Genomic DNA, 616 nt, shown 5'->3' on the forward strand with positions numbered 1-616 from the left:
TATGCCAAGCGATGTAGTCTGGCCGATGATATTCGTAATGACAGCGTGTTCTGTGCTGTCAGTAGCATTCTATTGGACATTAGGAAGAAAGGCATAGTGTCAAATTATACAGTTGAAATTCAAAAGGTCGTCAATCTAGCCTTAGCAGAAATGCAGGCTGAACATGCCTCTGGCAAGTTGGCTGATGCGCCAATTGCCAATAATCATTTCTTGGTGCGCTGGGTGACAAAAGCTCTCAAAAGTCAGCGTTTTGAACGGTGTGTCGTGGATGATTTAATTCGTTGGCAAAAATCAGGGCGTTCAAAAGGCGATAGTGCAGGACTACCCTTTATCTTTAAACGAATTTCCGTGTTTTATGCGCAGTTTTTCCAGTCAGACGAATTGCTGAAAGAGCTTAAAGACAGTGATATTGAAACGTTTTTGGATGTAATGATTGCCGCGAATTGGGACGTTTCAACCTCAGAGCCATTAATTGGTGGGGGTAAAGTTCAGATCTTTACGGATGGGCATAGTTCGCTAGCATTGTGCGCTAACCAGTGTGATGACTGCTTTGAGGGGGAGTTACTCACTCAACCAATGCACTGGTTTGTACGGGGTAATCATGCCGAGTTTATTG

At 43.8% G+C, this 616-nt stretch carries 1 protein-coding gene; it reads left to right on the forward strand.

All coding sequences use genetic code 11. The annotated features are described in order from the left end of the window. Nucleotides 1–96: 96 nt before the first annotated feature. On the forward strand, nucleotides 97–616 hold a 520-nt coding region (locus ACP45E_RS21725), incomplete at its 3' end, for a DUF2913 family protein (RefSeq protein ID WP_069585526.1).

Source organism: Vibrio genomosp. F10 str. 9ZD137 (assembly GCF_049974785.1).
GTDB lineage: Bacteria > Pseudomonadota > Gammaproteobacteria > Enterobacterales > Vibrionaceae > Vibrio.